This window comes from Bacillus sp. SRL543, from assembly GCF_984799205.1.
This window is the reverse complement of sequence record NZ_OZ481794.1, coordinates 3,251,806-3,265,909: the sequence shown is the minus strand read 5'-3', so window position 1 is coordinate 3,265,909 and position 14,104 is coordinate 3,251,806. Positions and strand designations below refer to the sequence as shown.

General features: G+C 46.3%; 15 protein-coding genes and 1 riboswitch. Of the genes, 14 read left to right on the top strand and 1 reads right to left on the bottom strand.

Annotated elements, in window-relative coordinates; genetic code table 11:
• Positions 1-131 precede the first annotated feature (131 nt).
• Positions 132-656 (top strand): type 1 glutamine amidotransferase domain-containing protein, encoded by a 525-nt coding sequence (locus AC4E8B_RS16735; RefSeq protein WP_490214469.1) that lies wholly within the window; start codon positions 132-134, stop codon positions 654-656.
• A 173-nt stretch (positions 657-829) separates the two neighbouring features.
• A riboswitch (FMN riboswitch) is annotated at positions 830-968 on the top strand.
• Between the two features lie 171 nt (positions 969-1,139).
• Entirely contained in the window at positions 1,140-1,724 is a 585-nt protein-coding gene (locus tag AC4E8B_RS16730; RefSeq protein ID WP_490214468.1) for an ECF transporter S component, read from the top strand.
• Between the two features lie 235 nt (positions 1,725-1,959).
• Here the strand turns inward: AC4E8B_RS16730 and AC4E8B_RS16725 are convergent, their stop codons facing one another.
• Complete coding sequence (locus AC4E8B_RS16725) at positions 1,960-2,208, bottom strand: ferredoxin (RefSeq protein ID WP_009794805.1); 249 nt, start codon at positions 2,206-2,208, stop codon at positions 1,960-1,962.
• A 310-nt stretch (positions 2,209-2,518) separates the two neighbouring features.
• Between AC4E8B_RS16725 and AC4E8B_RS16720 the strand changes: the two genes are divergently transcribed.
• From AC4E8B_RS16720 to AC4E8B_RS16665, 12 genes are all read left to right on the top strand, one after another.
• The gene (locus tag AC4E8B_RS16720; protein WP_490214467.1) at positions 2,519-3,583 is read left to right on the top strand and encodes a YpbB family protein; all 1,065 of its coding nucleotides are present in this window, start codon (positions 2,519-2,521) and stop codon (positions 3,581-3,583) included.
• The gene (locus AC4E8B_RS16715) at positions 3,567-5,060 is read left to right on the top strand and encodes a RecQ family ATP-dependent DNA helicase (RefSeq protein WP_490219739.1); all 1,494 of its coding nucleotides are present in this window, start codon (positions 3,567-3,569) and stop codon (positions 5,058-5,060) included. Before AC4E8B_RS16720 ends, AC4E8B_RS16715 begins: the two co-directional genes overlap by 17 nt.
• A gap of 9 nt (positions 5,061-5,069) precedes the next feature.
• The gene (locus tag AC4E8B_RS16710) at positions 5,070-5,696 is read left to right on the top strand and encodes a CPBP family intramembrane glutamic endopeptidase (RefSeq protein ID WP_490214466.1); all 627 of its coding nucleotides are present in this window, start codon (positions 5,070-5,072) and stop codon (positions 5,694-5,696) included.
• Positions 5,674-6,396 (top strand): LysM peptidoglycan-binding domain-containing protein, encoded by a 723-nt coding sequence (locus AC4E8B_RS16705; protein ID WP_490214465.1) that lies wholly within the window; start codon positions 5,674-5,676, stop codon positions 6,394-6,396. Before AC4E8B_RS16710 ends, AC4E8B_RS16705 begins: the two co-directional genes overlap by 23 nt.
• A 503-nt stretch (positions 6,397-6,899) precedes the next feature.
• Positions 6,900-7,358, top strand: a complete 459-nt coding sequence (locus AC4E8B_RS16700) for a YpbF family protein (protein ID WP_490214464.1) — start codon at positions 6,900-6,902, stop codon at positions 7,356-7,358.
• Between the two features lie 123 nt (positions 7,359-7,481).
• Positions 7,482-8,114 (top strand): CBS domain-containing protein, encoded by a 633-nt coding sequence (locus AC4E8B_RS16695; protein ID WP_490214463.1) that lies wholly within the window; start codon positions 7,482-7,484, stop codon positions 8,112-8,114.
• A gap of 58 nt (positions 8,115-8,172) precedes the next feature.
• The gene (locus AC4E8B_RS16690; protein WP_490214462.1) at positions 8,173-8,550 is read left to right on the top strand and encodes a hypothetical protein; all 378 of its coding nucleotides are present in this window, start codon (positions 8,173-8,175) and stop codon (positions 8,548-8,550) included.
• Positions 8,551-8,575: 25 nt separating this feature from the next.
• Positions 8,576-9,358 carry a metallophosphoesterase gene (locus AC4E8B_RS16685; RefSeq protein WP_490214461.1) on the top strand — a complete coding sequence of 261 codons (783 nt, stop codon included), beginning with the start codon at positions 8,576-8,578 and terminating at the stop codon, positions 9,356-9,358.
• Positions 9,359-9,458: 100 nt separating this feature from the next.
• On the top strand, positions 9,459-10,364 hold the full coding sequence (locus tag AC4E8B_RS16680) for a MerR family transcriptional regulator (RefSeq protein WP_490214460.1): 906 nt from the start codon (positions 9,459-9,461) through the stop codon (positions 10,362-10,364).
• Positions 10,365-10,501: 137 nt separating this feature from the next.
• Positions 10,502-11,089 carry a genetic competence negative regulator gene (locus AC4E8B_RS16675; RefSeq protein ID WP_490214459.1) on the top strand — a complete coding sequence of 196 codons (588 nt, stop codon included), beginning with the start codon at positions 10,502-10,504 and terminating at the stop codon, positions 11,087-11,089.
• Positions 11,090-11,461: 372 nt separating this feature from the next.
• Positions 11,462-12,739 (top strand): Glu/Leu/Phe/Val family dehydrogenase, encoded by a 1,278-nt coding sequence (locus AC4E8B_RS16670; RefSeq protein WP_490214458.1) that lies wholly within the window; start codon positions 11,462-11,464, stop codon positions 12,737-12,739.
• 156 nt (positions 12,740-12,895) lie between these two features.
• A complete protein-coding gene (locus AC4E8B_RS16665) occupies positions 12,896-13,870 on the top strand; it encodes a YpdA family putative bacillithiol disulfide reductase (protein ID WP_490214457.1) in 975 nt (324 codons plus the stop codon).
• Positions 13,871-14,104: the final 234 nt, after the last annotated feature.

The window sequence follows — 14,104 nt, the reverse complement described above, 5'->3', positions numbered from 1 at the left end:
AAACAAGTTGGGATTCGGCAAAAGAAGCCAGGAACCCCATAAATCTGCCGGCAGCATCAGGGCTGGAGGGGAGACATGCAGGCAGATAAGGGGTAGAATGGCTGTAGCCAAGAAAAAGGAGTGTTGATTTTATGAGACTGGAAGGCAAAAAAATAATCAGCCTTGTACACCATGAGTTTGAAGACCTGGAGCTTTGGTATCCCATTCTGCGGCTCAGGGAAGAAGGTGCAGTTGTAGAACTGGCAGGTGAAACAGCGAATGAAATATATCTGGGGAAATATGGTGTCCAGGCAGCATCAGATTACGCCTACTCAGAAATTTCCGCTGACAGCTATGATGCCATCCTGGTGCCGGGCGGATGGGCGCCAGATAAAATCCGGAGGTTCCCGGAAGTTATTTCACTAATCAGGAAAATGGATGAAGCAAAGAAACCGATCGGGCAGATATGCCATGCAGGCTGGGTGCTCATATCCGCAAAGATCCTGGAAGGCCGCACAGTCACCAGCACCCCGGGAATAAAGGATGATATGGAGAACGCGGGAGCAATCTGGGTTGATGAGCCTGCTGTAACTGACGGGCATATCGTATCGAGCAGGAGGCCGCCAGACCTTCCTGATTATATGCGGGAGTTTATCCGGGCTCTCGAAAAGAAATAGTTTTGTGCAAATCCATCAAACTCCATGCCTATCCGGACGGTTTATGTGCTGCCGGGCTGATTAGGAACTTAGGTGGCTTCGGCAGAAAGTTAGAGCAATTTTCTTCACAAAGAGGTTTTTTTTCAGTATAATGAATTCAGAATTCCAAGTGGGTTCTAAAATAATTTAATACGGTCTATCTTCGGGGCAGGGTGAAATTCCCGACCGGCGGTGATGAGGCAAGTCAGCTCTAAGCCCGCGAGCCTGTTTTATTGGGCAGGATTTGGTGAGATTCCAAAGCCGACAGTACAGTCTGGATGGGAGAAGATGGAGGTTCTGCAAACGTTCAAAAGATGCAGGTTTTGAACGTTTATTAAGCCTGCCTTTGTAAATTCTCCCTCAAGCTTTTTGCTTGGGGGATTTTTAATTCAATGGCACAAGCTTTTTTTTGCCGAACCTTTCTTCTTTAGGTGAGATGGATCCTAAAAAGGAGAGAGGAACAACATGAAGAAATTTTCTATTAAAGCTTTGGTATCAATTGCAATGCTGAGCAGCATCTCATACGTCTTAATGCTGCTGAATTTCCCAATACCGCCGTTTCCGAAATTCTTAATGATTGACTTCAGCGACATACCTGCATTGATTGCTGCGTTGATCTTTGGTCCGGCTGCAGGGATACTTGTGGAATTATTCAAAAATGTACTTGATTATTTTATGACAGGAAGCGCCACCGGCGTACCGGTAGGGCATCTGGCAAACTTTGCTGCCGGAATCCTCTTCGTGCTTCCAACCTATTATATTTACAATAAACTGAGGTCGAATAAAGGCATGACAGCGGCCCTGGTCATTTCAACCTTCATCATGGCAGTGCTGATGAGCATCCTGAATTATTACATCATCCTGCCTGCTTATACGCTGTTCCTGAACATGCCTGCCATGTCAGCACCAGAAACGCGCACAATGGTCGTAACAGCCATTCTGCCGTTCAACATCGTAAAAGGCCTGATCATCACCGGGATTTTCATGCTTCTATTCGCCAAAATGAATCCGTGGATCAACAAGCAGTCTGCATACCGCAGTGCTGCATAAATAAAAAAACTGCAGCCTGCACTGCAGTTTTTTTTATGTGAAAATTTATTGTCAGGAAAAGTGAAAAGCGCCTGAATCCTGAGGAATACAGACAGTGAAGGGGTGGGGCCCTGCGGCAGGTCTGCAGGACCCCACCCCATCCTTATGCAGGGGCGTCTGCTCAGCGAGAGAGAATTTACCATAAGATCAACATAAGAAAAACAGCCTCGGAAGGGAGGCTGTTTCTTAGTGTCTGCTATTCAAATTTAAGGGCGTCGCCTTCAAACGGCTCATCCGCAACTTTGATGGAATCAGTCGGGCAGCCTTCAAACGCATCCATCATATCGTCTATTAAAACATCAGGAATCTCAACGATGCCTTCGTTTTCATCGAGTGTAACGAATGCAATGCCTTCATCATCATAGTCATAAATATCTGGAGCTGCAGCTCCGCATGCGCCGCATGCAATACATGTTTCTTTGTCAACAATTGTATACTTTGCCATGTAAAAACCTCCCAATCAATTAACCGATATTGTCACGGTTTCCGCGTTCTGGCGGGCGGAAACTCTTTCCTCATACACCTATTGTAAGTGTGCTTTCTTTACTTTTCAATAGAAAATGTATTGAGAATGCTTATCACATAAGGGTTTGCAACATTTTATACCCTGTTTGCATGTTTTAAAACAGCCGGGTTTTTTATAAACATGTTAAAATAATATAAAGGAACAGGCTGCTTAAAAATGTAATATATATTGCCGCATTAAAGTGTTATATTAGCAAAAAGGCTAAAAATATACAAGCAAGGTGAATTTTATGCCTATTAATTATCTGCAAATGATTATTTTATATTGTCTGGACAAGCTGAACGGCGAGAGGACCATCTACTCGATCTATCATCTGCTGAATGGAAAGAAGTCATCGCAGACAATCCAGGATGCCCACCTGTTCAATCTGGGCGCTTTATTCCAGACCTGCCCTTTATTGGGGAGGGCGGACCTTGATGAGCAGATAAAGCATCTGGAAAAGCAAGGCTTGATCCAGCAGAAGGAACAGCTTCATTACATGGTCACGGACGAGGGAGCGTCAGCCCTTGGTGCGCAGCTGCAGAAGACCCCTGTTCCGTCATACTTGAATGGATGGAAGCTTCATGACAAGGCTGCTCTTTTTTGGGAAAGGCTGTCGCTGCTGGTCCAGGTGGTTTCCCAGTTAAACCATAATAATTCACATTATATTCCGATACAAAGAAGAAGGGCCGCCCATATTTGGCTGAAAAAAGCCCTGCGCGAAGCAAAGTTGGATAAACAGGACCTCGCTGCCGGACTGTACAGTGAGCTGGAATCCGCACTGGAATCTTACAGAGGGGCCGACCCGGCCATCCTTGTCCTCAGACTTACAGGTGCCGGCCATATCGGCCTGACATCTGAACAGGCAGCCGAGGCTTTGAATTTGGACTGCGACTATTATAGGTTCTGCTTCCTGTCTATCCTGCACTATCTGATAGTTCATATCATGGAAGATCGCAGCAGCTTTCCTGTCCTCCGGTTATTATTTACCGGCGAAGAGTCATCCATTCCGCTGACGCAGTCCGCGCAGAAGACGTATATGATGCTGAAGCAGGGTGCCGGCTTGGAGAAGATCATCCAGGCAAGGGGACTTAAAAGAAGCACAATAGAAGACCATATTGTAGAGCTGGCGCTGAATGTAGAGGGGTTCAGCATTGACCCTTATGTACAGAGGGAAAAGCAGGAACTTATCAGGAAGGCAGCCATGAATGCCGAATCACGGCAGCTCAAAGCTATCAGGCGGCTTGCAGGCGGTGCGGAGTATTTTGAAATAAGGCTGGTGATTGCCAAGTATGGCGATGGTACAGAAGCTTGAAGAAGAGCTCAATAGATATTTCGGCTTCTCCTCCTTTAGAAAAGGGCAAAGGGAGGCCATTTCCTCCATCCTGGATGGACGGCATACACTGGCGATGCTTCCGACCGGTACAGGGAAATCCATCTGCTACCAGCTGCCGGGCTATTTGCTTGAGGGCACCGTTCTCATTGTATCACCGCTCCTTTCCTTGATGCAGGACCAGGTAGAGCAGATGAAGATGAACGGTGAAAAAAGGGTCGTTGCACTCAATTCATTCCTGACCTATGAAGAAAAACGCTGGGCCTTTGACAGCCTGCAGAAGTTCAAGTTTATTTTTATTTCCCCTGAGATGCTCAATACAGACTTTGTTTTAAAGATGCTCAGGAAACTGAAGATCGCTTTATTTGTGGTGGATGAAGCCCATTGCATTTCACAGTGGGGGTATGACTTCAGACCGGATTATCTTCGCCTTGGCGATATTAGAAAACAGCTTGGCAGACCGCTCACGCTGGCACTGACAGCTACCGCAACACCCGAGACAGTCAAGGATATCATTGCCCGTCTTGAAGTGGAAAGCTGTGAGCAGGTCATTTCTTCTGTGGACAGGCCGAATATCAGCCTTACAGTCGAGAAGCACAGCGGCTACCAGGCTAAGGCATCAAGGCTTACAGAACTTGTTCAGTTATTCAGCGGACCAGGGATCATTTATTTTTCCAGCAAGAAAATGGCCGAGCAGGCAGCGCTCTCTCTGAAAGAGAAAAGCTCCAAAAAGGTGATGGCCTACCATGGCGGAATGGATCAGGAAAACCGTATCCTGATACAGCAGCAATTTGTAAATGGCCAGATTGACATCGTTTGCGCCACAAGTGCTTTTGGCATGGGGATCAACAAAAGCGATATCCGCTTTGTCGTCCACTTCCATATGCCTCTCCAGCTGGAGTCTTATCTGCAGGAGATCGGCCGGGCCGGGAGGGATGGCAAGGCCAGTGCAGCCGTCCTTCTTTGGGCACCGGGTGATGAGCAGCTGCCTCTTCAGCTTGCGGAAGCTGAGCTTCCTTCCGAACACCAGGTTGATTATGTGTTTTCTTTGCTCAAAGGGCAGGGGCTTGGCGCCGCAGAGCTTGCAATGAATGAAAAAGAAATCCGCCTGCCTGCAGGGCTGACCGATATTCAGTGGCGGGTGCTGACCGAGCTTTCTGACAGGCTGGGGGATGAGGGAGCGGACAATCTTCCGCGCAGGATCAATGAGTTTCTCCGCAGAAGGATCAGAATCAAAAACGGCCAGATTGCGGAAGTGGGCCGCTGGATCCATTCAAAATCATGCCGGAGGGAAAAAATCATAGAGTATTTTCAGGAAGGCACAAAGCTTGAAAATGTTTCCTGTTGTGATATTTGCGGTCTGGATTTAGAAGAATATTTTGGACAGGCAAAGGAGCCTTCCCGCCAGTCAGGGCTTGGCTGGAAAGAACTCCTTGCCGGAATGCTAATCAATAAGTGAGCGATCATAATGAAAAAAAAGCATATGGAAATAGTGAAAGAATTATCCGACAAAGACCTTTTGTTCCACTTGTATGCAACACAGCTGCTGCTCCTTGCGATATCCGCAATTCTCGGCTTTATATTATTTAATGATTTTTCTTCCTTTTTCGACTTGTTTTTTTGGGGAGATTTAAATATTTTATATATAGGGGCAGGTGCCGGGATTGCGGTTGTTCTGGCAGACCTGCTGTTAATGAAAATCGTTCCTGCTTCGTATTATGATGATGGCGGACTCAATGAGAGGATATTCCGTTACCGGAACCCTATGCATATTGCTCTTATTGCGGCTATTGTCGGCTTTTGTGAAGAGCTGCTGTTCAGGGGGATCATTCAGACTCATTTCGGTCTGCTGGTTTCAAGCATGATCTTTGCAGCTGTCCATTATCGCTATTTATTTAATTGGTTCCTGTTTATCAATATCATCGTATTGAGCTTTCTAATCGGGATCATTTATTTAAAGACAGGCAATCTTGCCGTCACGATCGTGATGCATTTTCTGATTGATTTTTTACTGGGCATCTCCATCAGGTATCGGAAGCAGGACAATATAGAGGAAACAGGAAGGGATTTGGATGAACAGAGAGAATCCTTATAGAGACCAGGCTGAACGCCTGCGCAGGAAAATAGACGGCGGCATGGAACAGAAGGACAGGAAAAAAGAAGCGCTCCCCCCGAGGAGCAGCCTTCACCATCATAAAAAGAAAAAGACTAAATGGAAGCTGAAGTACCCGGTTGTGAGCCTGCTGGCCATCTTCTTCATTCTTCTGCCCGTCGCAATCTTCAGCATCTACACCTCCATGGGCAATGAGCCTGGCGGGGAAGCTGCTGAGGCAAGCAAGACGAGCTATGAGACGGTGGACTTTGGCGATGGCGCTGATGAGCCATCTGAAGCCGGAGAGCAAACGGCAGAAGAGGAGAAAGAGTCTGCAGCTGGCGAAGAGCAGGGGAAAGATTCCGATAAAGATGCTAAGCAAGAAGAAAAACAGGATACAAGCGCTAAAGAGCCGGAGGAATCATCTGATGCAGCGGCTATTGAAACTGGCGCGAAAGAAGCGGAAAAAACAGCAGATAAAGAAAAGGCTGCCGGAGAGGCCCAGGAGAAGGCCGAACCTGAACAGAAGGAAACCGCTGGAGGGTATGTAACGCATACAGTGCAGCCGGGCGAGACAATGTTCAGGATTTCAATGAAATACTTCAAGTCACAGGACGGGATAGAAATCATCAGGCAGGCAAACGGGCTGTCCGGCAATGAAATCCACGTGGGACAAGTATTGAAAATACCGCAAAACCAGTAATGCCGGTACCTTTAAGGGCCGGTTTTTTTGTGGTTTGAAGCGGATTGGAACCCTCTGTGCGGAAAAAAGAGAAACAGAGGGTCTTAGAGAAGGGGACTGGAACCCTCTGAACGGCAAAAAGGGGGATAGGGGGTCTTAGAGAAGGGGACTAGCACCCTCTGTGCGGAAAAAAGAGAAACAGAGGGTCTAGAGTAGGAGACTAGCACCCTCTGTGCGGAAAAAAGGGAAACAGAGGGTCTCAGAGAAGGGGACTAGCACCCTCTGTGCGGAAAAAAGGGAAACAGAGGGTCTCAGAGAAGGGGACTAGCACCCTCTGTGTGGGAAAAAGAGGAACAGAGGGTCTTAGTAAAGGGGATTGGCACCCTCTGAACGGGAAAAAGAGAAACAGAGGGTCTTAGTGAAGGGAGATGGAACCCTCTGTCATATGCCTGAGCAAGCCGCCTCCGCTTTTCATAGTATTATCCCCCGGACAGGCTCATATAATGGCAGGGGAGGGGGATTTTATGGAAACATATATTAAAATGCTGGATGAGCGGACAGATCAGGCTGCGAGGCAGATGCTGCAGAAGGTAGTGGAGCGGAAACGCAAATTTGACAGTTACAAAGCCAGGCACCTGGCAGTGATGTGGGCTGGTGTGTTTGTGTCCTTTTTTTATCTTATTTATTTATATTACACAGTTATGGAACCTTATTCGTATTCGTTCGCAAGCATGTTTTCCGCTTTTGCATCAAACAGCGCGAATTTATATTTGCTGTTTTTGGCAGGAGGGCTTTATGGGACGATGAATCTTTTTAAGGAAAAAAAGGACAAGGCGGAAAAGGAATACCATGCATTGCGCTGCGAAATAGTAGACAGAAGCAAAGATCTCTGGAAAAAGGAAGAAGAATGGAAAAACCGCCATATTGTATTTGAAATGATGAAAAAAAACTATGATATCAATCTTTATCATGAAAATAAATAGCTGGGAAGTGATCAGCAGAGCAAGTTGCCATTAATGAAAAATAAAGACACCCATAAAAAAAAAGGAATCTGGCAAAAAACATGGAATATATATGGGTGTCAGTTATTTTTTGGGGGGATGGCCATGTTTGTCAAAAGTGTTATGATTCCAAAATACTCGTGCTATACGATAGGCCATGATGAAACGCTTCAAAGTGCTCTTGAGCAGCTTGAAAAGCATCAGATCGACGGCCTGCCGGTACTGGATGGAGATAAGTATGCCGGCATTATCACGAGGTACGGGATTTATGAAAGCTACTTTAATTCAAGTCAGGAAAAAGAAACATATTTAGAAGGAACTAAGGTCAGAGAAATCGCGGATCATAAGGAAGTGTTCCTCCGCGGGAATGAGATTTTCGAAAGGCTTCTCCTTGACCTTAAAGACTTCCCGCTGCTAGCGGTAGTAGACGCAGCAGGCAAATTCCTGGGCGCTGTGACCCGCTTTGACGTTATGGTCCAATTTCAGTCGGCTTTCGGAACCAACCGTCCTGGGGTCAGGATCGCATTTACATCGGTCGAAACAGAGGGAAGGATTGCCCGTCTTTCTGAAATTGCCCGTCATTTTCATGAGCATATCATTTCACTCGTTACCTTCGATGAAACAGATAAGCTGGTCCGCAGGATTGTCATGAAAGTAGAAAAGAAAGATAATATTGATAAATTCATCAAGAAGCTTGAGGAGTCCGGATTCCGGGTTTTGGACATTTATGAAGATTAGATAAAAACGGCACAAACTTTGCCCTCTTTCATACAATTGGTGTGGGAGGGATTTTTTTGTGCTTTTCTTTATAATCAGGCTGCTGTCAGGGTTTTCAAGCGGATCCCTATTTATGATGTGGCTGCCTGTATCCATTCCGGCAAAGCCGGGTACGGCGCTGTCCCAGCTGCTCTTAAGCCCTGGTGAATTCCTGGCGGCAGCATTTGTATTCAGCATCAGCTTTGTAAGCTTTGCTTCATGCCTGAAATCAGGTATTGAAAGCTGGAGGGGGCATGAGAACAGGCCAGCCTCCGGGTTAGCGGCCGCTGCCTGCATTGGGGCTTTGGCATGCTGCTTTCTGGCTTTATTCTCTATGGGGTTTTGGAAGGCATTCCTGCTTTTCATTTTTTCGTTTTTATATGGTATTATTTCTATAGACTTTTACCGGAAGAGGTAAAGAGATTGTTACTTTGGGAGCGGGTATGGATATTTATATTTTTACAGTCATAATAATCCTCGTGTTATTTGGAGCCTGCCTCCTTGGCTATATGTTAAGAGAAGCCTTTCAGGACAGGGTCATACATAATGAACTTGAGTTCGAAGATTTCCCGGCAGGGTTTGGAAGCGTCACAATATTCTTCATTTCCGATATCCACCGGCGCAAAGTTTCAGATAAGCTTCTTGAACAGGTCAAAGGGAAAGCTGACTTGGTAATAATAGGCGGAGATCTGGCTGAAAAAGGAGTGCCATTATCTGCAGTCAAGGAGAATATTGAAAAGATAAAAACAGTTGGTCCAGCTTACTTTGTCTGGGGCAACAATGATTATGAGCTTGATCATAGGGAACTGGACGCGCTCCTGCTGGAAACCGGTGTTAAAATACTGGATAACACCGCTGTATCTTTCGAGGCGGAAAATGGGGATACAATGATCCTCATGGGAGTGGACGATGTCGGAAAAGGGAGGGACCGGCTTGACCTGGCTCTTCAGGATGCCGGGCCCCCAGGATTCCGGATACTGGCCTGCCATAATCCGGCCATTATTGGAAAGCTTGAGAAAGAACATGGAATCCGGCTGGTATTGAGCGGGCATACCCATGGAGGCCAAATACACATTCTGGGTTACAGCCCTTATGAAAAAGGGAAAGTAAAAGATATGGATGCGGCGACTCTGCTCATCAGCAATGGATATGGAACTACTGCGCTTCCTTTGAGGCTCGGTGCCAGGGCGGAGACCCATTTGGTCCGTCTTAGGCGTAAAGGCTGATTTAACAAAGGATGTCCATAGCCTATACAAAGTTTACACACATCTTCAGGATACCTATAATGGATGTATGAAACTGTACGCTGTAAACGGAGGATAATAAATGGCCAATCAAGAAGGAAAATACAACATCAAAGCTGTCTCTAAGATGCTGGGCATCCAGCCGGGCACCTTAAGAGCGTGGGAAAGGCGCTATCAGATGGTCGCACCTAAGCGGAACGAATCCGGCCATCGCCTTTACACAGAAGAACATGTCAAAACGCTGAGGTGGCTGCTCAGCAAAATCGACCAGGGATTTACAATCAGCCAGGCAGTATCCCTGCTGGAAAATAATGTCCTTGAACCAGACCCTGAAGGTCCGGCGGATGGAGGGAATCAAGCTGAAATCCTGGGGGACAGGCTCCTGGACGCATTGCTGCAATTTGATGAATCGAAAGCACATGATCTGATCAATCAGGCATTCAGTTTATATACAATTGATAAGGTTTTGGTTGATATACTGGGCTCTTTATTGGTCAAGATAGGGGACTTATGGGAAAGAGGCGAAATCACCACTGCCCATGAGCATTTTGCCTCTTCCATCCTGCGGTCAAGGATCGGCATCATCCTCCACTCTTTTCCCCATAATTCCATCCTGCCAAAGGCAGTGGCTGTGTGCGGGCCGAACGAATGGCATGAATTGGGCTTGCTCATTTTCACGCTGTTCCTGAGGAGGAAGGGATTTGAAGTTGTGTATCTTGGTGCCAGCATCGCCGAGAAAGACATAGATGTGGTCATCGAAACAGTGAACCCCAAATTTCTGTTCTTTTCGTGTACAATGAGGGAGAACCTTCAAGGCACACTCGATTTAGCTGAGAAACTGTATTCAGAACATTCAGGACTGAGCATCGGGCTCGGAGGTTTTGCAGTGGATCGGATGCCGCGGGAAAAGAAAGACAAATATGCCTCCTATATTTTAGGGAATGGTAAAAGTGATTGGGAGCGGTGGATAAAGGAACAAATGTCCTGAACACTATACGGATCGGCCCGGCGATGCAGGAAATGCGCCTGCGGTTAAAACTGGCTTAATAAATAGTAAGACGACTCACCATCTTTTATAACCTTCATACACTAAACTAAGAGTTGGTCACGGCAGGGGGCATTGTCATGCGCTTGGAAAGGTTAAATTACAATAAAATCAAGATTTTCCTGACTTTAGATGACTTAACAGAACGGGGCCTGACAAAGGAAGATATTTGGAAGGACTCTTTGAAATGGCATCAGCTTTTTCATGAGATGCTCGAAGAAGCCAGTGATGAATTTGGTGTAGATATTCAGGGTTCTGTCGCAGTGGAGATTTTCTCCATGCAGGCCCAGGGCATGGTGATGATCGTAACCATGCAGGAGCAGGATGAAGAAGAAGAAGAAGACTTTCTACTTTCTGAAGGTTTTATCGACATGCAGGTTGTAATTGATGACAATGAAGATCTCCTATTTGTGTATAAGGATGTGGAGGATGTCATTCAGCTTTCAAGGAGGCTGGCCGGTATGGGATTGAGTGGCGGAAGCCTCTATCATATGGAGGAACGCTATTACTTATTGTTCGATGATATCCTGGCAGAAGATGCAGAAAAGCTTGCCAGTATGCTTGCTGAATATGGCAGTACATCCCTTGTCACCCGCTGGAGGCTTCTTGAATATGGCAGGGAAATCATTGCGGATAGCGCAATTGAAACACTGAGCCATTATTTCTGAGAGTCTACCCGGCCGGCAGGCGCTGTTTGTTTGAATAGAATCATTAACCCAGGAGAATTTAATAGAAGAAGACAGGTTGGGTATTTTTTTGACGGCAGCCTGTCTTTTTGTGCGTCTACAAACTTTTTTGGTATAGCATTGAGCCCATTTTTGAGATATCGGAAATATGGCGTTTTTTTTACGCTAATAAGGGAAAAGTGTTAATGTGAAAATAACTGAAAATTCCCATTATATCAGTGTTGGCAGCGTTTTCATCAAGTAATCAAAAAATGCCGAAAAGTGTATTTTTCTTCTTGCATAAATCAAACAAAGGTGTATACTATGTCATGAATACGGACAAAATGCAAAGTGATTTTTTTAGGAGGTTTACAAATGGTAGCCGAGAACGGTACTGGAAACACAAATAAAGAAGACAAACATGACGTTTTAAAGTCAACTCAAACTGTTATTCATAAGGCTCTCGAAAAGCTGGGATATCCTGAAGAGGTATATGAACTGCTGAAAGAGCCGATCCGCATGATGACAGTTAAAATACCTGTCAGAATGGATGATGGGTCTGTTAAAGTCTTTACTGGCTACCGGGCACAGCATAATGATGCTGTTGGGCCGACAAAAGGCGGCATCCGCTTCCATCCGGGAGTAACGGAAAAAGAGGTGAAAGCCCTTTCTATATGGATGAGCCTTAAGTGCGGCATCGTCGATCTGCCTTATGGCGGCGGAAAAGGCGGGATTGTCTGTGATCCAAGAGATATGTCCTTCCGTGAGCTGGAAAGGCTCAGCCGAGGCTATGTCCGTGCAATCAGCCAGATTGTGGGTCCTACCAAAGATATTCCGGCTCCAGATGTGTTTACCAACTCTCAAATCATGGCTTGGATGATGGACGAATACAGCCGAATAGATGAATTCAATTCTCCTGGCTTTATTACAGGAAAACCCCTTGTTCTCGGAGGCTCCCATGGAAGGGAATCAGCAACAGCCAAAGGCGTCACGATCTGCATCAGGGAAGCTGCCAAGAAAAAAGGAATCAACCTTCAGGGAGCGCGCGTCGTCGTCCAGGGCTTCGGGAATGCCGGAAGCTTCCTGTCAAAATTCATGCATGACGCCGGTGCCAAGGTAGTGGGCATTTCGGACGCGTACGGAGGCCTGCATGATCCTGAGGGGCTTGATATTGATTACCTGCTTGACCGCCGCGACAGCTTTGGGACGGTAACCAAGCTTTTCAATAATACAATCACCAATAAAGAACTTTTGGAACTTGATTGCGATATCCTTGTTCCAGCTGCCATTGAAAATCAAATTACCGAAGAAAATGCCCATAATATCAGGGCAAGCATCGTAGTCGAGGCTGCAAACGGGCCTACTACTCTTGAAGCAACGCAGATACTTACAGAAAGGGGCATCCTGCTTGTGCCGGATGTTCTGGCCTCTGCCGGGGGAGTAACCGTTTCTTACTTTGAATGGGTTCAGAATAACCAGGGATACTACTGGTCTGAAGAAGAAGTGGAAGAAAAGCTCGAGAAGATCATGTGCAAGTCGTTCAATAATATTTACGATACGGCCCAGACAAGAAGAGTGGACATGAGGCTTGCTGCTTATATGGTAGGCGTACGGAAAACAGCTGAAGCTTCCAGATTCCGCGGCTGGGTGTAAGACAGAAGTTCATATCATTGAATGTTTGTTCAAAATCTCCTATCATAAATTGATGGGAGATTTTTTTGCTGTTTTGTGAAGGATAAAATATAAACACTGCCCTGCCTGTCTGGCGGGGCAGTCAAAAGAGAATGCTTATGTAAGGAGCGCTGACATATGAATTCGGAAGATGCGATTATAATAGGAGGAGGCCCCTGCGGGCTTGCGGCAGCCATTGCGCTGAAGGAAGCGGGAAAAAATCCGCTTGTTATTGAAAAAGGAAATATTGTCAATGCCATCTATCATTATCCGACCCATCAGACTTTTTTCAGCACTGCTGAAAAGCTTGAAATCGGAGGGGTGGCCTTTGTCACTGAGAACTATAAGCCTCAGCGGAATCAGGCCCTTGTTTATTACAGGGAAGTGGCAAAAAGGAAAGAACTCAATATCCGTGCTTATGAAAAAGTCCTTGGGGTAACCAGGGACCTTGGGGGAAGCTTCATCGTCCAGACGGATAAAGGCATATATACTGCACCATATGTGATTGTTGCGACAGGCTATTATGACAACCCGAACTATCTTGATATTCCAGGGGAGGACCTTCCGAAGGTGTTTCACTATTTCAAGGAAGCCCATCCTTATTTCGATAAAGATGTAGTGGTGATTGGCGGAAAGAACTCGAGCGTGGATGCAGCCATCGAGCTGAACAAAGCGGGGGCCAGGGTAACGGTCCTGTACAGGGGAAGCGAATATTCCCAGAGCATCAAGCCCTGGATCCTGCCGGAATTTGAATCGCTTGCAAGGACAGGCAAGGTGAAAATGGAGTTTGAGGCCGAGGTAAAAGAAATCACCGGGAGCGAAGTCATTTATGAGAAGGATGGCAGAAGGGCATCAATAAAAAATGATTTCGTTTTTGCCATGACCGGATACCATCCCGATCACACCTTCCTCAGGAAGATGGGAGTCGGCATCGACCCTGCTTCAGGACGTCCGCATTATAGTGAAGAAACCATGGAAACCAATATTGAAGGAATTTTCATCGCAGGCGTGATCGCAGCCGGCAATAATGCAAATGAAATATTCATTGAAAATGGCCGCTTTCATGGCGGCATAATTGCAGAAGCTATAAAGAAGCGTGAATCAAACAGCTGAATATGAAAGGGGCACCTCCATCCGGTGCCCCTTTTTATTTGTTTAGGAAAATTTTAATTTGTAAGCCTTGTAGAGTATGATCAATTATTGATCAACGTCTAGCAGCTGCACCGAGGTCACAAGCCAAACCTCCCAAAAAGGCAAAGAAAGCGGTTCGTCTTGAGGTCCCCGGGAAGGGGGTCATGCAGACGTTGCCGCAGGGCGTGGCGCTCTTTTTCTGCGTTCCTTAAGGGT